The sequence below is a fragment of the Chitinophaga vietnamensis genome (assembly GCF_902167635.1).
Taxonomy (GTDB): domain Bacteria; phylum Bacteroidota; class Bacteroidia; order Chitinophagales; family Chitinophagaceae; genus Chitinophaga; species Chitinophaga vietnamensis.
This window is the reverse complement of the sequence record NZ_CABHMS010000005.1, coordinates 232,470-250,226: the sequence shown is the minus strand read 5'-3', so window position 1 is coordinate 250,226 and position 17,757 is coordinate 232,470. Positions and strand designations below refer to the sequence as shown.

Sequence of the window (17,757 nt, the reverse complement as noted above, 5' to 3'; positions counted from 1 at the left end):
ATAGGTTGCAGAAATCTAAACTTGTTTAAGAAAAATTTAACCTGCAGAATTTCTTGAAACACGGTTTTGGTCCGACCTTTGAATTACAATTACAGCGATGATTTATCAGTCATCTGTAAAAAACTAAGATTGACTAAAACGTTTTAGCAAAATATCGTATTTTTGTATCAGTTTTTCATAACGTGGAATTTATAAAGGCAAACGGCTCTGATCACAGAGCCGTATTTTTTTGCCCATATTACGGGTTTACCCTTAAAAAAGTCCGGAAAGTACTGATTCAGGGCTTCTGAAGAAAAAATTCCCCTCCCCAATTCACTTTAACACACCTTTTTTTTATAATATTGTTATGTAATAAAACGGCGGAATAACTACAGCATTTATGCGTAGGATTTTCGTTTGTTTTCATAACGTGGAATTTTAAAATGCAACGGTCCCGATTCCTCGGGACCGTCTCTATTTAAACTCGTATGTAATGCAGGATATTAGTGCTGATGCGCTTTGATCATCGCAAAGAAATCATCGAACAGGTAGCGGGAATCATGCGGACCCGGAGTAGACTCAGGGTGGTACTGCACAGAAAACGCCGGCTTGTTCTTGATGCGGATGCCTTCTACGGTGTTATCATTCAGGTTGATATGCGTTACCTCCACATTAGGATTGGCTTCCACCGCCTTAGGATCCACCGCGAAACCGTGGTTCTGCGTAGTGATCTCACATTTACCGGTTTGCAGGTTCTTTACCGGGTGGTTCAAGCCGCGGTGACCGTGATGCATTTTGTAAGTGGGAATATCATTAGCCAGCGCCAGCAGCTGATGACCAAGACAGATGCCAAACATAGGCCTTTCAGCAGCAAGGATCTGTTTTACGGTTTCCACCGCATATTTCAGCGGCGCCGGATCGCCAGGACCATTGGACACAAAATAAGCGTGCGGCTTGAATGTTTCACACTCCTCAAATTTGGTATCTGTAGGGAACACTTTCAAATAGGCGCCTTTTTCAGACAGGCATTTCAGCATGTTTCTTTTCACACCGTTGTCCAGCACGGCTATACGGATTTCCGCATTCGGGTTGCCAATATGATAAGGCTCTTTGGTAGTCACTTCCTGGCACAGCGCCAAACCTTCCATGGACGGCACTTTTGCCAGCTCTGCCTTCAGTTTTTCCACATCCAGTATCTCGGAGGAGATGATGCAGTTCATCGCACCTTTGCTGCGGATATGAGATACCAGCGCACGGGTATCCACATCATAGATCGCCACCAGGTTGTTGTCGGTCAGGAATTTCTCCAATGACTCATCGGCCATTTTCCTAGAGTAGTTATAGGCGATGTTTTTGGCGATCAGACCGCTGATCTTCACACTGCTACTTTCTACGTCATCTTTTTTGGTCCCATAGTTACCAATATAGCAGTTGTTCATGATCAGCACCTGCCCTTTGTAAGAAGGGTCGGTAAACACTTCCTGGTAACCCGTCATACCAGTATTGAAAGCTAATTCACCGGCAGCAGTGCCAATTTTTCCAAAAGCTTTTCCCTGAAAAACCGTGCCGTCGTCTAACAGCAGTATGGCAGGTTGGATGGTTCTTGTCTGAGGCATTTCTGGTATCTGTTCTTGTTTTATATTTTAAAAAAAACCTTCAAGGGCGTGTTGGCCCTGAAGGTTCGGATAAAAAACCGTGCAAAGTTATGAAATGCAACAGTTAAATGCAGATTTTTTTTGCCTCAGCAGAACAGGGCTATTTGATCTTCACAGATTTCATCACTCTCCTCGCCACTTCCTGCCCTACCGGATCATCTTCCCGGTAATTGATATGTATCTGCCAGCGGCTGGCGCCCCGCACCGCTACCAGGTTCGCAAAAGTGAGGCGGATAGCGCCTTTGTACAGATAACTGCCTTCTTCCAGCACGCCAGGGGCGCCGGAGATCAGCACGGGCACTGATTTACATTGTATCTCCGATATCTGGCGCTGCAATTGCATTTCCCGATGGCAGGATGCTACTGCATCTTCCAGGTCGTTGGACACATTTGATTGATAACTGCGCAGGTTCACGGTGATCTGTATGCCGCCTCCATCTTCATTACTGTAACTCTTCACATATTCCACCGTTTTAGCCTCTTCCCGGTCCAGCGGCCGGTCATGCACCCACAACTTCACCGGCGTACTGATCTCCAGCGCCTGACGGCCAATGGTAGCCGTTTGCCAGTTGCTGTACAGGCTTGACTTTGGCACCTTCGGATACAACAGTGTAAATACAGCCCGCTTGCCAAAAAGGGTACCGGCAGTAGCAATCATGATCATCAGCACGGAGAAGAACAATACGACTTTGCCGCGGTTCCCCGGCTGAAACTGCCGCCGCGTCCAGGCGGCCACCGGCTTAGGTTTCCGTTCTTTTATCTCCACGGCCACCGCTTGCCGGTATTCGTCAAAATCCGCCATAGGCCGGCTCTGATGCCAATCGGAAAAATTATTGGCCATCTTCTTTCCACATTGCTCGCAAAAGGTCAGGTATTCGGATTTTATTGCATTAGCGTGCTGGCAGTGGTTACATAACAGGTATTTCATAGGACAGATAGGTATATCTCCTGTAATATTACGAAATTTCCGCATTTATCAAGGCATAAAAAAGGGTTACGGTGGCGCCGTAACCCTTTTTTGTATCGTAATGTAAAATTACTCAGCTGATTTTTCTTCAGCTTTAGGTTCAGCAGCAGCTTCACCTTCAGCTTTCTTTTTAGCGCCACCAGCACGGCGGGTTTTCTTGGCAGGAGCTTTTTCAGCAGTAGTGCCGGCACCGTAGATTTCGTTGAAATCAACCAGTTCGATCAGTGCTACTTCTGCGTTATCACCTACACGTTTACCCAGCTTGATGATGCGGGTGTAACCACCTGGACGGTTAGCGATTTTTTCGCTGATAGTGCCAAACAATTCTTTGATAGCTTCTTTATCCTGCAGGTAGCTGAATACGATTCTGCGGTTGTGGGTAGAATCCTTTTTACCTCTTGTCAGCAGCGGCTCAACATACACACGCAGCGCTTTTGCTTTAGCGAGGGTAGTGGTGATACGTTTGTGGCTGATCAGTTCGCAAGCCAGATTGGACATCAGGGCTTTACGGTGGGAAGCAGTTCTGCTTAATTTGTTTAATTTAACTCCGTGACGCATGACATTTTTGTTTTACCCCTTGCACCGTGTCAGGAATTGCAAGGTACTTATGAAAATTGAGTGATTTTTGGATTGCCTGATTTTCGAATTTCAATTCTCAAATTCAAAAATCAAGAAATTCCAAAATGATTTTATTCTTCTTCGAGTTTCAGTTTGGACAGGTCCATACCGAAGTGCAGGCCTCTTTCGCCGAGTACTTGCTCGATTTCGCTCAGTGATTTCTGACCGAAGTTTCTAAACTTCATCAGCTCTTCCTGCTCGTACTGTACCAGTTCGCTCAGGGAGTTGATTTTTGCTGCTTTCAGACAGTTGAATGCACGTACTGACAGATCGAGATCTTCCAGCGGTGTTTTCAGTATCTTACGCAGTTGCAGTGTTTGTTCGTCTACCACATCTTCTTTCTCAGCGTCTTTGGTATCAAAGCTGATGTTTTCATCGGTGATGATCATCAGGTGCTGGATGAGGATACGGGAAGCCTGTTTCACTGCTTCTTCCGGGTGGATAGTACCGTCTGTGATCACCTCCATGATGAGTTTCTCATAGTCAGTTTTTTGTTCCACACGGGTATTTTCGATGCTGTACTTAACGTTCTTGATCGGTGTGAAGATGGAGTCAATAGCGATGTAGCCAAATACTGCATCTTTGGGTTTGTTTTCCTCTGCAGGAACATAACCACGACCTTTACCGATAGTCAGTTCGATGTCCATCTTGGCAGAAGGATCGAGGGTACAGATCAACAGCTCAGGGTTCATGATCTGGAAAGCGCTGGTGGCTTTTTCGATCATATCCGCACGGAATTCTGTTTTACCCTTGATTGACAGTGTGATCTTTTCATTCGTCACATCACTCTCGGAGATCCTCTTGAAACGAACCTGTTTCAGGTTCAGGATGATCTCAGTAACGTCTTCAGTAACACCTTTCAGTGTGGCGAATTCGTGATCAGCACCCTCAATCTTGATACCCACAATGGCATAGCCCTCCAAAGAAGACAACAGTACGCGGCGTAACGCATTACCGATGGTCACAGCATAACCTGGTTCTAATGGACGGAATTCGAATTGAGCTTCAAAGTCGGTAGACTTCTGCAATACGATCTTATCAGGTTTCTGGAAATTTAAAATTGCCATTGATATGATAGATTTATGAGTTTAAATATGAATTTAGTCCATGACCGAAGGCCATGGACTAATTTATTACTTAGAGTACAATTCCACGATCAGTTGTTCCTTGATGTTCTCAGGAACGCTCTCTCTCTCAGGATAAGCAATGAATGTACCTTTGAATTCCTTCTCGTTCCAGTCTAACCAGCTGAACTTGGGATTTTTACCGCGGATAACGCTGGTAAGCGCAGTATTGTTCGCGGTTCTGTTCTTCAGGCTGATGATATCGCCTGGTTTCAGTTGGAAAGAAGGCGTATTCACTACGATACCGTTAACAGTAATGTGTTTGTGAGATACGAGCTGGCGAGCAGCGGGGCGGGAAGGAGCGATACCCAGACGGAACACGGTGTTGTCCAGACGGGCTTCCAGTAATTTGATCAATACTTCACCGGTAACACCTTTCCTGCGGTTAGCTTCGTCGAACAGGTTGCGGAACTGACGCTCCAGTACACCGTAAGTGTATTTTGCTTTCTGTTTTTCTCTCAGCTGCAGTGCGTATTCGCCCAGCTGTTTACGCTTGCGGTTAGCGCCGTGCTGACCCGGAGGGTTACTGTTTTTACCTAAATACTTGCCATTACCGAGAATGGGCTCACCAAAAATTCTGGAAATTTTGGTCTTTGGTCCTGTGTACCTTGCCATAAAAATTGAATATACTTAAGATTTTTTAGTTAATGGTGCAAGCTCTTCAAAAAATCTCAAAAACCCGATCATGCACCCAATATAAATTATAAACTACAAAGTCCAGATACCAGACTTCGAGCGAAATCCGGTATCTGGAATTTGTTGTTTTATATTCCTACACTCTTCTTTTCTTGGGAGGACGGCAACCATTGTGTGGTAAAGGCGTCACGTCTTTGATCATGCTCACTTCGATACCAGAGGTAGCGATAGCGCGAATAGCGCTTTCACGGCCGGCACCCGGCCCCTTTACAAAAACGTCTGCTCTTTTCAGACCGGCATCCATAGCAACTTTAGCAGCATCTTGTGCAGCCAGCTGAGCTGCGTAAGGAGTGTTCTTTTTAGAACCTCTGAAGCCCATTTTACCTGCAGAAGACCAGGAGATAACCTGACCATGCTTGTTGGTGATGCTTACAATGATATTGTTAAAGCTAGCAGAGATATGAACATCTCCGTAGTTGTCTACTTTTACTACCCTCTTTTTATTAGCAGCAGTTTTTGTATTAGTTGCTTTTGCCATAATGATTTAAATTCCAAATATGAAATTCCAGATCCCAAATTTTACACGACCTTGCCGTCATAGAAACCCCGCTGATTCGGACCTTGGGATTTCAACCTGGGATTTTATTTACTATTTCTTAGTTGCTTTTTTCTTACCAGCCACTGTTTTACGCTTACCTTTACGGGTACGGCTGTTGGTACGTGTACGCTGGCCTCTTACCGGCAAGCCTTTCCTGTGGCGCAGACCGCGGTAGCAAGCGATATCCAGCAAACGCTTGATATTCATTTGTACTTCAGAACGCAATTGACCCTCTACCTTAAACTCGCCGTTGATGATGTTACGGATGGCAGCTTGCTCATCGTCATTCCAATCCTTCACTTTCTTGTTGAAATCAATTTCCGCCTTGTTCAGGATATATTGGGCGGTAGAACGGCCTATACCAAAGATATAGGTGAGGCCAATTTCTCCTCTTTTATTTTTAGGAAGATCTATACCGGCTATACGTGCCATATTTCTATTTTAGATTTTATGATTCTGATTAAAAAATCAAATTCCGAAAGGGAATATTAACCCTGACGTTGTTTGAAGCGAGGATTCTTTTTGTTGATCACCAACAAAACGCCTTTCCTACGAACTATTTTACAATCCGCACTTCTTTTTTTGATTGCAGCTCTTACCTTCATGATGATTATTTTATAAAAGGTTATATTTTTTGTTAATTCTTTCCAACCTCACATTCCAGTCTGATAATTACTTGTATCTGAAAATTATACGGCCTCTTGATAAATCGTATGGGCTCATCTCCACTCCAACCTTGTCTCCGGGCAGAATGCGTATATAGTGCATTCTCATTTTTCCAGAAATGGTGGCCAGAATCTCATGCCCGTTTTCCAATTTTACACGGAACATAGCGTTCGATAAGGCTTCTAATATAATTCCATCCTGCTTAATGAGTGCCTGTTTTGCCATAAAAATTTTTAGGACTGCAAAGATAGCATTTATCTTTTGAAATAGAAAAATTTCCCTTGATTATTATTCTTACAACCAGTCTTTTAAACAAATCTGCCCAGCCTCACTTTCAGATAAGTATAATATCAAATAGATAGAATACTTAGTATTAATAGTTTGTATTCAATTCCGGGTTATTCTTCTCTTCCTTTTCAATGTCCGCAAAAGTCGACAAAACATCCGCCTTTCCTTTGCCTACCGCCACTGTATGCTCAAAATGCACGGAAGGACTGCTGTCGCGGGTCACCACGGTCCAGCCATCTTCCATATATTCCACATCCTTGCTACGGAGGTTGATCATCGGTTCAATGGCGATCACCAGGCCTTCCTTCATCACCGGGCCACTGCCACGTTTACCGTAGTTAGGCACCTGGGGATCTTCGTGCAGGTTCCGGCCCAGGCCGTGGCCTACCAGTTCCCTTACCACGCCATAGCCTCTCTCCTTCTCTGTATACTCCTGGATAGCATAGGAGATATCCCCTATCCTGTTGCCTACTACCGCTTTTTCGATGCCTTTGTACAAAGCCGCTTTGGTAGCGCCCATCAGGCGAAGCACATTTTCCGGTACATTGCCAATGGCGAAGGTATAGGCGCTGTCGGCATGGTAACCATTCAGGTACACGCCCACGTCCACCGTAACGATGTCTCCGTCTTTCAGCACATATTTATTGGGAATACCGTGCACCACCTCTTCATTTACAGAGATACAGCAAGCATTCGGAAATCCTTTATAATTCTTGAAGGAAGGAACGGCGCCATGATCAACGATATATTTATCCGCCACTGCATCTACATCGAGGGTGCTCATGCCGGGCTTCAGGTTCTTTGCCACCTCCGCCAGGGCTGCACTCAGGAGCAGCGCGCTTTTACGCATTAATTCTATCTCTTCCTTGGTCTTATAATGAATCATAACAATCCTTTTCTTCTTGCACCCCGCACAACCCTGCGCGGAGGCCACTTTCAAATAACATAGCCACTAAAGCATAAAATTACGTTTCATGCTTATGTGGCTATTATATTGTTCTTGTACGCCAGGGGCGCGCAATTACTTATGCATTAGCCGGGGCAGTTCTGCCTTTGATACGGCCGGTGCTCATGAGCCCATCATAGTGGCGCATCAGGAGCTGGCTTTCGATCTGTTGCAGCGTATCCAGGATAACGCCTACCATGATCAACAGGGAAGTACCACCGAAGAAGGTGGCAAAGTTGCTGTTAACACGGAAAGCGGCAGCTACACCTGGAAGAATACCTACCAGCGCCAGGAAAAATGCGCCAGGCAGGGTGATACGGTCCATCACCGCACCGATATAATCGGCAGTGGCTTTACCAGGTTTAACACCAGGAATGAAACCGTTGTTGCGTTTCATCTCATCCGCCATCTGGGTGGGGTTGAAGATCAGCGCAGTATAGAAGTAAGTAAATACGATTACCAGTACGGCATAAATCAGGTTATACCAGCCATTGGTGTGATCACTGAAGATGCGGACAAAGCCGGATGCACTTTCAGAAGAAGTGGCAAAGCCAATCACCGTAGCCGGGATGAACATGATCGCCTGGGCAAAGATGATGGGCATTACACCGGCAGCATTCACCTTCAGGGGAATGAACTGGCGTACACCACCATACTGTTTATTGCCCACAATACGTTTGGCGTAGTTAACGGGGATTTTGCGGGTACCCTGAACAAGCAGGATGAGCCCCACTGTGATCAGGATGAAAACTGCAATTTCTATCAGGAAGAGGATCGGGCCACCGCCACCAGCGATTTTGGTGGAAAATTCCGCGATCAGCGCCTGTGGCAGACGGGCAAGGATACCCATCATGATGATGATGGAAGTACCGTTACCGATGCCTTTATCTGTAATCTTTTCACCGAGCCACATTACAAACAGGGTACCTGCTGTAAGCACAACGGTAGTGGAGAGCCAGAAGAAGAAAGTGCCATATTCCGGGATAATAGCGCCACCTGACTGATTACGCAGATAAGCAACGTAAGCACTTGCCTGGAAGCCTGTTACCACCACGGTGAGGATACGGGTGTACTGGTTGATCTTTTTGCGGCCGCTTTCACCTTCCTTCTGCAGTTTCTGGAAATAAGGCACTGCTATCGTTAACAGCTGGATAGCGATAGACGCGGAGATGTACGGCATGATACCGAGCGCAAAAATGGAGGCTCTTGAAAACGATCCACCTGCAAACATGTTAAACAGCCCCAGGATCCCCTGATTGGAACTTTTTGAAAACTCTGTGAGGGCGTTGGCATCAATACCGGGCAATGCAATATAGGATCCGATACGGTAGATCAGGACCAGGAGCAGGGTGGTCAAGATGCGGTTACGCAGGTCCTCGATACTCCAGATATTCTTAATCGTTTCGATAAATTTCTTCACAGGAAGATAAAGGTTTAATAGCGCTATTAAATATGAAAAGACGCACTACTCCGTAGGCGTCTCCTCAGTCGTAAAGTCTTATACCAGTTCTACTGATCCACCTGCTGTTTCGATGGCCTGCTTAGCTTTCTCACTGATCGCGTTCACTTTCACAGTAACCTTCGTTTTCAGTTCGCCATGAGCCAGAATCTTAACTTTGGCGGTCCTGTTGATCAGACCATTCATGAACAGGTTCTCGAGATTGAATTCCTGGAGACCATATTTTTCAACCAGATGATCGATTTGACCCAGGTTAAAGATCTGATACTCTTCGCGGTTATTGTTTTTGAAACCACGTTTAGGCATACGGCGCTGGATAGGCATCTGGCCACCTTCGAAGCCTCTTTTGCTGGAGTAACCGGCACGTGATTGAATACCTTTGTTACCTTTTGTGGAAGTACCACCTTTACCGGAAGCCTCACCACGACCCAGGCGCTTCTCTTTATGTACGGAGCCTTTAGCAGGCTGTAATGAATGCAGATTCATAGTTTAATTTTTTTTACTTACGCGGAAATTAACCGCTCGCATGTTAAATGTAAAGTGTCTATTGTAAAGTTACAAATGTAAAAGTAAGATTATCAACAGACAATCCCACAGCAGTGTTAGGCTTAGCCGTTTACCTGCTCAACTTTTACCAGATGATTAACTTTAGTAACCATACCCAGGATCTGAGGAGTAGCTTCTACTTCAACAGTAGCGTGCATTTTAGTCAGGCCCAGTGCCTTCAAGGTCAGTTTCTGCCTTTCAGGACGGTCGATACCACTTTTCACCTGAGTGATTTTAATCTTTGCCATAAACCCCTATCCGCCGGCGGCGGAGTAATTTAATTGTTAATGAAATAGTTCTGATATTACACACGGGAAAACCAATCTCCTTCCGGAGATCAGTATCAACCGTTGAATACTTTCTTCAGTGAAACAGTTCTGGTTTTAGCTACGCTTACTGGCTCACGCAACAGGCCGAGCGCTTTGAATGTAGCTTTTACCACGTTATGCGGATTGGCAGAACCCAGAGATTTAGCCAGTACGTCAGTAACGCCAGCGCTTTCCAGTACGGCGCGCATAGAACCACCAGCGATCACACCAGTACCATGAGCGGCAGGTTTGATCAATACTTTGGCAGCGCCTTCTTTTGCAAACTGATCGTGAGGGATAGTACCGTGCATAACAGGAACCTTGATCAGGTTCTTCTTAGCATCGTCTATACCTTTGGTAATAGCCTGCTGTACTTCTTTCGCTTTACCAAGACCATGACCCACCACGCCGTTTTCATTACCTACTACTACCAGTGCGGAGAAACTGAATGTACGACCGCCTTTGGTGGTTTTAGTAACACGGTTGATCGCCACAACTTTCTCTTTCAGCTCCAGGTCACCGGCCTTTACTTTATTGAATGAATTCTTTGCCATTTTATTTTATAAGAATTACTTGTTCAGAATGATAAAATTCGGATCCGGTTATTAAAACTGGAGCCCGCCTTCTCTTGCACCGTCAGCTACGCTTTTAATGCGGCCGTGATATAAATAACCACTTCTGTCGAATACGCAGGTGGTGATACCCAAAGCAACTGCTTTAGTAGCCAGGGCTGCGCCTACCAGTTTGGATTTTTCAGTTTTGGTACCTTTCTGCGCTTTGATATCCTTATCGCGGGAAGAAGCTGCAGCCAGGGTTGTACCATTGGTATCATCGATCAGTTGCACATAGATGTCGCTGTTGCTGCGAAATACAGATAACCTTGGTGCTTTTGCAGTACCGGAGATCTTCTTACGGATGCGGTAGCGGATCTTCTGTCTCCTGTTAACTTTTGTGCTCATTTTGAGTTTAATTTTATTTATCCCGATGCTGCCGGGATATTGTTAAAATTAGCTAACCAGCCATTGCAAGCTGATTAGCTAACTTAAAAATTTTATTTACCTGCTGATTTACCAGCTTTCTTGCGTACAACTTCATCGCTGTAGCGTACACCTTTACCTTTGTAAGGCTCAGGTTTACGCAGGCTGCGGATTTTAGCGGCAACCTGACCGAGCAGCTGGTTGTCAACACCTTCCAGCATGATCTTAGGGTTCTGACCTTTTTCAGTTAAGGTGCTAACCTTCAGTTCTTTAGGCACTTCAAACACGATGTTGTGAGAGTAACCCAGTGCGAGGTCCAGTAACTGACCGCTGTGTGCAGCTTTATAACCCACACCCACAAGTTCCAGTTGTTTTTTGAATCCTTCTGTAACACCCAGTACCATGTTGGCGATCAGTGCGCGGTACAGACCGTGCAGCGCTTTGTGGCGGATCTGGTCAGTAGGGCGGATTACGTTCAATACGCCATCCTTCACTTCTACTTTGATATCCCTGTCGATGAGCTGTTTCAGTTCACCTTTAGGTCCTTTTACTGTTACTTCATTGGCAGGAGATACAGTAACTGTAACGCCGCTAGCCAATTTGATAGGACTTTTACCTATACGAGACATAACTTTAGTTTAAAGTTGTTGATGATTTGATTACCGGTTATCCGTGTTCAGCGCCGTATAGAGAGCTTAATTGTCAGATAACTGCGGGACTGGCGATTGCATAGCAAAGCCGGTCGGGTATATTAATAGATGTAGCAAACTATTTCGCCACCTACGTTCTGAGCTTTCGCTTCTTTGTCGGTCATAACACCTTTGGAAGTGGACACAATTGCCACACCCAGGCCATTCTTCACGCGTTTGAACTCAGCAGGTTTTGCGTACTGACGCAAACCTGGGCGGCTGATGCGTTGCAATTCCTTGATAGCGGGTTCTTTGGTTTGAGGATCGTATTTCAGCGCGATCTTGATCACACCTTGTTTGTTATCCTCTTCGAATTTGTACTTCAGGATATAACCTTTATCGTACAGAATTTCTGTAATACGTTTTTTCAGCTTGGAAGCCGGGATTTCCACGATCCTGTGGGTGGCCATTTGCGCGTTCCGGATTCTTGTCAGGAAGTCTGCTATTGGATCAGTAACCATTGTCTTAAATAGTTTGATGATGTTTACAATGCGATATCCAATCAGTATTAGATGGGAATCAAAAAAATTCAAAGATTTTCGAATTTGAGGATTTACGGATTTAAAATCCGAAAATCAAAAAATCCGAAAATACTGTTTACCAGCTGGCTTTTCTTACGCCAGGGATTTTACCTGCCAGTGCCAGGTCGCGGAACATGTTCCTGCAGAGGCCGAAGTGACGCATGTAGCCTTTAGGACGACCGGTCAGCTGGCACCTGTTTTTCAGACGAACAGGAGAAGCGTTTTTGGGCAGTTGGTCCAGTGCAGCGTAATCGCCTGCTGCTTTCAGCGCGGCGCGTTTTTCTGCAAATTTGGCTACCATTGCTTCCCTTTTCCTTTGTCTGGCTTTTACGGATTCTTTTGCCATAATTTATTTATCGTTTCGATTTTACTGATTATCTTTTTTCATGTTCCTGAACGGCATACCCATTTCTTTCAGCAGCTCGTAAGCTTCTTCGTTGGTGTTTGCAGTTGTCACGAAAGTGATATCCATACCGGACATTTTAGTCACTTTATCGATATCGATTTCGGGGAAGATGATTTGTTCAGTGATACCCAGGGTATAGTTACCACGGCCGTCGAAAGCTTTTTCGTTCACACCTTTGAAGTCGCGTACGCGAGGCAGAGACACAGCGATCAAACGATCCAGGAAATCGTACATGTTCACGCCGCGCAGTGTTACACGAGCACCGATAGGCATGTTTTTCCTGAGTTTGAAGTTGGAGATATCCTTTTTAGACAGGGTAGCGATTGCTTTCTGACCAGAAATACGGGTCATTTCGTCTACAGCGATATCCACCAGTTTTTTATCGCCAACGGCACCATTGATACCTTGGTTCAGGCAGATTTTAACCAGGCGTGGAACCTGCATTACACTTTTGTAGTTGAATTTCTTCATCAGTGTACCTGCAACTTCTTCTCTGTATTTCTTCTGCAGTCTCGGAGTATATGTAGTGTTAGCCATTATTTAATTACCTCCCCTGATTTTTTAGCGATACGGATTGTTTTACCATTCTCTCTCTGTCTGTTAACCCTGGTAGGTTTACCAGCTTTAGCATCCCACAGCATTACGTTAGAAATGGCAATAGGAGCTTCTTGCTTCACAATACCACCTTTGGTGTTCTGAGCAGTAGGCTTCGTATGCTTGGTAATAATGTTAACGCCCTCTACAAGAATGCGGGCTTCTTCAGGATTTACTTCCAGCACTTTGCGAGGCTTGGTCCTATCCTTATCGTCGCCGGCAATTACCGCAACCAGGTCGCCCTTCTTAATGTTGAACTTAGGCTTAAATCTAGTTTTCATTACTTTGATTTATTTATAAACGCCAAGCGAAACGTCTGTTTCGCTTGATTAATGTTTTTCTCGTTTTGCAAACGGGCTGCAAAGATAAGAAATATTTAAGAATTTAGGAATTTTGGGATTTTTTGATTTAAATCATAAAAATTCCAAAATCCCTAAATCGACAATATCTTATAACACCTCAGGTGCGAGGGAGATAATTTTCATATAACCCTTATCGCGAAGCTCACGTGCTACCGGACCGAAAATACGGGTTCCGCGAGGTTCGTCTGAGTTGTTCAGCAGTACAACCGCGTTATCATCGAAACGGATATAAGAACCGTCTTTACGACGTAATTTATTCTTGGTTCTTACGATTACGGCTTTAGTAACCATACCTTTTTTAGCACCACCGCCAGGAATTGCATCCTTTACAGTTACCACAATTTTATCGCCCACTTTAGCGTAGTCCTGGCCAGAGTTACCTAACACACGGATGCAAAGTACTTCTTTTGCACCGCTGTTATCAGCTACGTTCAGCCTTGATTCTTGTTGTATCATCGTAATGAGATTTGTTGTTTAGTCAGCGGCTGTAACCAGGATTGCCGGATACAGCTTGAAACAAATAATGAATTATTTTACTTTTTCGATTATTTCTACCAGTCTCCAGCATTTGTTCTTGCTCATCGGACGGGTTTCCGCGATTTTAACGGTATCGCCGATGCTGCACTCGTTCTTATCGTCGTGTGCCATGAACTTGGTAGTTTTTTTAACGAATTTACCATAGATCGGGTGCTTTACCTTACGCTCCACTTTAACAGTGATGGTTTTATCCATTTTGTTGCTGGAAACCACACCAATCCTGGTTTTTCTTAATTTTCTTTCGGTCGTCATTTTTGAAAGTATTTAACTCTCCGGAGGAGGTCTTAAATGTTAATACTAATGCTGTCCTTCTGGCCGGGGCCAGAGAGGATTTAGAAGCCCAGTTGTCTTTTACGCAGTTCAGTATGCATACGAGCGATATCGCGTCTTACGGAGCGGATGCTCATCGGATTTTCGATCGGCGTGATTGCATGACTGAAGGTCATCTTCTTCAAGCGCAGTTCCTCAGCAGAGATTTTCTCTTTAAGGTCTTGTTCGCTCAGGCTTTTCAGGTCCAGCTTTTCTTTTGCCATTGTATTTGGATTTGATTCAGTTTACCGTTTTTGGCGGCTCACCGGATTTATTAGTTATTGTGTTCCTGTGATTACGCAACGTAGTCGCGGCTGGTTACGAATTTCACTTTGATCGGCAGTTTCTGTGCCGCCAGTTCCATCGCTTCTTTGGCTACCTGTAAGGGAACGCCATCTGCTTCAAATAAAATTCTGCCTGGTTTCACTACTGCTGCCCAATGGTCAGGAGCACCTTTACCTTTACCCATCCTCACTTCCAAAGGCTTGGCGGTGATTGGTTTATCAGGGAATATGCGGATCCAAACGTTACCTTCACGTTTCATATGCCTTGTCAGGGCCACACGGGCAGCTTCGATCTGCCTGTCGGTGATCCACTTAGGTTCTAATGCTTTAAGACCGAAAGTACCAAAGGAGAGGGTAGCGCCTCTTTTAGCGTTCCCTTTGATGCGGCCTTTGTGCATCTTCCTGTGTTTCGTTCTTTTTGGCTGTAACATCGTCTATGTTGTTAATGTTAATAGTAATTGTTAATGTCTGCTTTCGCGCTGATACTATGATCTGCGGCCACCGCCACGATGATCACCACCACCTCTTCTTTCGCCGCCACGTTCTCTTCTCTCGCCACCGCGTTCGTTGTGATGATGCTCACGGCCACCGCCACGGTTATCACCTTCTTTACCAGTCAGCACGTTCGGGTTCAGATCGCGTTTGCCCAGTACTTCACCTTTACAGATCCATACTTTGATACCGATCTTACCGTAAACGGTCAATGCAAACAGGGAAGCGTAGTCGATGTCCATACGGTAAGTATGCAAGGGTACGCGACCTTGTTTCATTTCTTCAGCGCGGGCGATTTCAGCACCACCCAGACGGCCGCTTACTTTGATTTTGATACCTTCAGCACCCATTCTCAGTGCAGTAGCAATCGCCATTTTGATAGCACGTTTGTAGTTGATACGGCTTTCAATCTGTTTTGCGATTGTTTCAGCAACGATGTTAGCATCCATTTCAGGGCGGCGGATCTCCAGAATGTTGATCTGAACATCTTCCTTACCTGTCAGCTTCTTCAGTTCTTCTTTGATGCGGTCAACTTCGTTGCCACCTTTACCTATGATGATACCAGGTTTGGAAGTATGAACAGTGATAATCAACTTACCTAAAGTTCTTTCGATCACAACTCTGGAGATGCCACCTTTGTTGATACGGGCATTCAGATAAGTTCTGATCTTGTTATCTTCGATCAGTTTGGTAGCAAAATCTTTCTTGCTGCCATACCAATTAGAGTCCCATCCTCTGATGATACCTAACCTGTTACCAATAGGATTTGTTTTCTGACCCATGTTCTGGTTATTTGTCTATTAGTTTAATAGTTTTAATTTCTCTTACGCGTTCTTGCTGTCCACTACGATTGTAACGTGGTTACTTCTCTTGCGGATACGGTAACCTCTACCTTGTGGAGCAGGGCGCATTCTTTTCAGCGTGCGGCCACCGTCTACGAAGATGGTTTTTACAATCAGGTTAGCATCTTCAACCCTCGCACCTTCATTCTTCACTTTCCAGTTCGCGATGGCAGATACCAGCAGTTTTTCTAATGGTACGCTCGGGTGCTTTGGATGGAATTTCAAAATATTCAAAGCCTTTTCCACATCCAGACCGCGGATCAAGTCTGCCAGCAAACGCATTTTGCGGGTAGATGTAGGATTATTGTTCAGCTTAGCTACTGCTTCCATTGTTATTAATTTCTTGATTTATTGAGTGTCTGCAGCTTGTTATTCAAACCGCAGACTATAATTTACATTTTCTTGTTAGCGTGTCCTCTGAAGTTACGGGTAGGTGCGAATTCGCCCAGTTTGTGGCCTACCATAAATTCCGTTACATAAACAGGAATAAATTTGTTGCCATTGTGAACTGCGAATGTGTGGCCTACGAAATCAGGAGTGATAGTAGAACGGCGGCTCCACGTCTTGATAACAGTACGTTTAGTGCCTTCATTCATTTTTTCTACTTTATTCTCTAATTTCTGGTCTACGTAAGGACCTTTTCTTATGGAACGAGCCATGTCTTTGTGTTTATTATTTTTTCAATTCCAGGTTCCGGTCGTGTTTTACCGGAACCCGGATCATGAAAGATTATAATTTTTTACCGTTTTTCCTGCTGATGATCAGTTTGTCAGAGCTCTTATGCGGCTTTCTGGTTTTCAGACCTTTCGCATATTTACCTGTTCTTGATCTTGGGTGACCGCCGGAAGATTTACCTTCACCACCACCCATCGGGTGATCTACAGGGTTCATAGCCACACCACGGTTGCGGGGGCGGATACCTCTCCAACGGTTAGCACCTGCTTTACCGATGGATTGCAGGGCATGGTCGGAGTTGGAAACAGTACCAACAGTAGCCATGCAGGTGTTGAGCACTTTACGGAGCTCGCCAGAAGGCATTTTCAGTACGGCATATTTTTCTTCTTTGTTGCTCAGCTGTGCATAAGCGCCGGCGCTTCTTGCGATGGCGCCACCTTTACCAGGTTGCAGCTCGATGTTGTGCACAACAGTACCCAGCGGCATATTTTTCAGCAGCAGGGCATTACCTACTTCAGGAGCTACTTCAGCGCCGCTGATAACGGTACCGCCTACTTGCAGGCCCTGCGGAGCAATGATGTAACGTTTCTCACCGTCAGCATAGCTAACCAGTGCGATGAACGCGCTACGGTTTGGATCGTATTCGATCGTTTTAACTGTAGCAGGGATATTCTGTTTGTCGCGCTTGAAGTCGATCACACGGTATTGTTTCTTGTGACCGCCACCGATGTAGCGCATAGACATCCTACCTTGAGCATTCCTACCACCGCTTCTCTTTGCTGGCTCCAGCAGGCTTTTTTCCGGGGTATCCGTAGTCAGTTCCGCATAAGCGTTACCGATTTTCCAGCGGGTACCAGCCGTCATTGGTTTAAATTTCTTCAGTGCCATTACTTCCTAAAAAGTTAAATGTTGTTATGAATTATAAATCGTGATCTGTATATACATCCACATCCCGGCTGTTGGGGCCGGAACGGCACTACATGTTAGCATACAGATCTATAGCTTCGCCTTCGGCGAGGGTAATCACAGCCTTTTTGTAAGACGGTTTTTTACCCGCAATGAAACCGGCTTTAGTAAAGCGGAATTTTGCTTTACCAGGCATTACTGCAGTATTCACATCTGCCACGGTCACACCATAAAATTCTTCCACAGCTTTTTTGATCTCCAGTTTGTTGGCTTTTTTGTCAACGATGAAGTAGTAGCGGTTGAATTTATCGGTGGCTTTATTCACCTTTTCTGATACTACCGGTTTGATTAAAACGTCTGAAAGTTTCATCTT

General features: G+C 45.0%; 29 protein-coding genes. All 29 read right to left on the bottom strand.

What is annotated here, in order from left to right; translation table 11 throughout:
* Positions 1 to 482: 482 nt before the first annotated feature.
* The 29 genes from carA to rplW all read right to left on the bottom strand — a co-directional run bounded on the left by carA (position 483) and on the right by rplW (position 17,754).
* Positions 483 to 1,595, bottom strand: coding sequence for a glutamine-hydrolyzing carbamoyl-phosphate synthase small subunit (gene carA / locus FPG75_RS15240; RefSeq protein ID WP_143307719.1), 1,113 nt, complete (start codon positions 1,593 to 1,595; stop codon positions 483 to 485).
* A 139-nt stretch (positions 1,596 to 1,734) separates the two neighbouring features.
* Positions 1,735 to 2,562 carry a hypothetical protein gene (locus FPG75_RS15235; protein WP_143307718.1) on the bottom strand — a complete coding sequence of 276 codons (828 nt, stop codon included), beginning with the start codon at positions 2,560 to 2,562 and terminating at the stop codon, positions 1,735 to 1,737.
* A gap of 108 nt (positions 2,563 to 2,670) precedes the next feature.
* Positions 2,671 to 3,159 carry a 50S ribosomal protein L17 gene (gene rplQ / locus FPG75_RS15230; RefSeq protein WP_143307717.1) on the bottom strand — a complete coding sequence of 163 codons (489 nt, stop codon included), beginning with the start codon at positions 3,157 to 3,159 and terminating at the stop codon, positions 2,671 to 2,673.
* Between the two features lie 131 nt (positions 3,160 to 3,290).
* Positions 3,291 to 4,286, bottom strand: a complete 996-nt coding sequence (locus tag FPG75_RS15225; RefSeq protein WP_143307716.1) for a DNA-directed RNA polymerase subunit alpha — start codon at positions 4,284 to 4,286, stop codon at positions 3,291 to 3,293.
* Positions 4,287 to 4,352: 66 nt separating this feature from the next.
* Positions 4,353 to 4,958, bottom strand: a complete 606-nt coding sequence (gene rpsD, locus FPG75_RS15220; RefSeq protein WP_143307715.1) for a 30S ribosomal protein S4 — start codon at positions 4,956 to 4,958, stop codon at positions 4,353 to 4,355.
* A gap of 157 nt (positions 4,959 to 5,115) precedes the next feature.
* Positions 5,116 to 5,517: a 30S ribosomal protein S11 gene (gene rpsK / locus FPG75_RS15215; protein ID WP_143307714.1), complete on the bottom strand. Its 402-nt coding sequence runs from the start codon at positions 5,515 to 5,517 to the stop codon at positions 5,116 to 5,118.
* Positions 5,518 to 5,628: 111 nt separating this feature from the next.
* Positions 5,629 to 6,009 (bottom strand): 30S ribosomal protein S13, encoded by a 381-nt coding sequence (gene rpsM, locus FPG75_RS15210; protein ID WP_143307713.1) that lies wholly within the window; start codon positions 6,007 to 6,009, stop codon positions 5,629 to 5,631.
* Positions 6,010 to 6,065: 56 nt separating this feature from the next.
* On the bottom strand, positions 6,066 to 6,182 hold the full coding sequence (gene rpmJ / locus FPG75_RS15205) for a 50S ribosomal protein L36 (protein WP_073083232.1): 117 nt from the start codon (positions 6,180 to 6,182) through the stop codon (positions 6,066 to 6,068).
* A gap of 67 nt (positions 6,183 to 6,249) precedes the next feature.
* Positions 6,250 to 6,468 (bottom strand): translation initiation factor IF-1, encoded by a 219-nt coding sequence (gene infA / locus FPG75_RS15200; protein WP_012789309.1) that lies wholly within the window; start codon positions 6,466 to 6,468, stop codon positions 6,250 to 6,252.
* Between the two features lie 148 nt (positions 6,469 to 6,616).
* Positions 6,617 to 7,417 (bottom strand): type I methionyl aminopeptidase, encoded by an 801-nt coding sequence (gene map, locus FPG75_RS15195; RefSeq protein WP_143307712.1) that lies wholly within the window; start codon positions 7,415 to 7,417, stop codon positions 6,617 to 6,619.
* Between the two features lie 139 nt (positions 7,418 to 7,556).
* Positions 7,557 to 8,897: a preprotein translocase subunit SecY gene (gene secY / locus FPG75_RS15190; RefSeq protein WP_143307711.1), complete on the bottom strand. Its 1,341-nt coding sequence runs from the start codon at positions 8,895 to 8,897 to the stop codon at positions 7,557 to 7,559.
* Positions 8,898 to 8,975: 78 nt separating this feature from the next.
* Positions 8,976 to 9,422: a 50S ribosomal protein L15 gene (gene rplO / locus FPG75_RS15185; RefSeq protein ID WP_143307710.1), complete on the bottom strand. Its 447-nt coding sequence runs from the start codon at positions 9,420 to 9,422 to the stop codon at positions 8,976 to 8,978.
* 122 nt (positions 9,423 to 9,544) lie between these two features.
* On the bottom strand, positions 9,545 to 9,730 hold the full coding sequence (rpmD, locus tag FPG75_RS15180; protein ID WP_143307709.1) for a 50S ribosomal protein L30: 186 nt from the start codon (positions 9,728 to 9,730) through the stop codon (positions 9,545 to 9,547).
* 95 nt (positions 9,731 to 9,825) lie between these two features.
* Entirely contained in the window at positions 9,826 to 10,344 is a 519-nt protein-coding gene (gene rpsE / locus FPG75_RS15175) for a 30S ribosomal protein S5 (RefSeq protein WP_143307708.1), read from the bottom strand.
* A 51-nt stretch (positions 10,345 to 10,395) separates the two neighbouring features.
* Positions 10,396 to 10,749, bottom strand: a complete 354-nt coding sequence (gene rplR / locus FPG75_RS15170) for a 50S ribosomal protein L18 (RefSeq protein ID WP_143307707.1) — start codon at positions 10,747 to 10,749, stop codon at positions 10,396 to 10,398.
* A 92-nt stretch (positions 10,750 to 10,841) separates the two neighbouring features.
* Positions 10,842 to 11,396 carry a 50S ribosomal protein L6 gene (gene rplF / locus FPG75_RS15165; RefSeq protein WP_143307706.1) on the bottom strand — a complete coding sequence of 185 codons (555 nt, stop codon included), beginning with the start codon at positions 11,394 to 11,396 and terminating at the stop codon, positions 10,842 to 10,844.
* Positions 11,397 to 11,518: 122 nt separating this feature from the next.
* Positions 11,519 to 11,917, bottom strand: a complete 399-nt coding sequence (rpsH, locus tag FPG75_RS15160; RefSeq protein WP_143307705.1) for a 30S ribosomal protein S8 — start codon at positions 11,915 to 11,917, stop codon at positions 11,519 to 11,521.
* Positions 11,918 to 12,053: 136 nt separating this feature from the next.
* Positions 12,054 to 12,323 (bottom strand): 30S ribosomal protein S14, encoded by a 270-nt coding sequence (rpsN, locus tag FPG75_RS15155; RefSeq protein WP_142685981.1) that lies wholly within the window; start codon positions 12,321 to 12,323, stop codon positions 12,054 to 12,056.
* Between the two features lie 21 nt (positions 12,324 to 12,344).
* Positions 12,345 to 12,920: a 50S ribosomal protein L5 gene (rplE, locus tag FPG75_RS15150; protein WP_143307704.1), complete on the bottom strand. Its 576-nt coding sequence runs from the start codon at positions 12,918 to 12,920 to the stop codon at positions 12,345 to 12,347.
* The gene (gene rplX / locus FPG75_RS15145) at positions 12,920 to 13,258 is read right to left on the bottom strand and encodes a 50S ribosomal protein L24 (protein ID WP_143307703.1); all 339 of its coding nucleotides are present in this window, start codon (positions 13,256 to 13,258) and stop codon (positions 12,920 to 12,922) included. Before rplX ends, rplE begins: the two co-directional genes overlap by 1 nt.
* Positions 13,259 to 13,426: 168 nt before the next feature.
* Positions 13,427 to 13,795, bottom strand: a complete 369-nt coding sequence (rplN, locus tag FPG75_RS15140) for a 50S ribosomal protein L14 (protein ID WP_073083202.1) — start codon at positions 13,793 to 13,795, stop codon at positions 13,427 to 13,429.
* 72 nt (positions 13,796 to 13,867) lie between these two features.
* Positions 13,868 to 14,128: a 30S ribosomal protein S17 gene (gene rpsQ, locus FPG75_RS15135; RefSeq protein WP_143307702.1), complete on the bottom strand. Its 261-nt coding sequence runs from the start codon at positions 14,126 to 14,128 to the stop codon at positions 13,868 to 13,870.
* Between the two features lie 80 nt (positions 14,129 to 14,208).
* On the bottom strand, positions 14,209 to 14,409 hold the full coding sequence (gene rpmC / locus FPG75_RS15130) for a 50S ribosomal protein L29 (protein ID WP_143307701.1): 201 nt from the start codon (positions 14,407 to 14,409) through the stop codon (positions 14,209 to 14,211).
* Positions 14,410 to 14,480: 71 nt separating this feature from the next.
* Positions 14,481 to 14,900: a 50S ribosomal protein L16 gene (gene rplP, locus FPG75_RS15125; RefSeq protein WP_142685977.1), complete on the bottom strand. Its 420-nt coding sequence runs from the start codon at positions 14,898 to 14,900 to the stop codon at positions 14,481 to 14,483.
* Between the two features lie 54 nt (positions 14,901 to 14,954).
* Positions 14,955 to 15,743: a 30S ribosomal protein S3 gene (gene rpsC / locus FPG75_RS15120; RefSeq protein WP_143307700.1), complete on the bottom strand. Its 789-nt coding sequence runs from the start codon at positions 15,741 to 15,743 to the stop codon at positions 14,955 to 14,957.
* A 42-nt stretch (positions 15,744 to 15,785) separates the two neighbouring features.
* On the bottom strand, positions 15,786 to 16,133 hold the full coding sequence (rplV, locus tag FPG75_RS15115) for a 50S ribosomal protein L22 (RefSeq protein ID WP_143307699.1): 348 nt from the start codon (positions 16,131 to 16,133) through the stop codon (positions 15,786 to 15,788).
* A gap of 62 nt (positions 16,134 to 16,195) precedes the next feature.
* A complete protein-coding gene (gene rpsS / locus FPG75_RS15110) occupies positions 16,196 to 16,462 on the bottom strand; it encodes a 30S ribosomal protein S19 (protein ID WP_073083188.1) in 267 nt (88 codons plus the stop codon).
* A 70-nt stretch (positions 16,463 to 16,532) separates the two neighbouring features.
* The gene (gene rplB, locus FPG75_RS15105) at positions 16,533 to 17,366 is read right to left on the bottom strand and encodes a 50S ribosomal protein L2 (RefSeq protein WP_143307698.1); all 834 of its coding nucleotides are present in this window, start codon (positions 17,364 to 17,366) and stop codon (positions 16,533 to 16,535) included.
* Between the two features lie 88 nt (positions 17,367 to 17,454).
* Positions 17,455 to 17,754, bottom strand: coding sequence for a 50S ribosomal protein L23 (gene rplW, locus FPG75_RS15100; protein WP_143307697.1), 300 nt, complete (start codon positions 17,752 to 17,754; stop codon positions 17,455 to 17,457).
* Positions 17,755 to 17,757 lie beyond the last annotated feature (3 nt).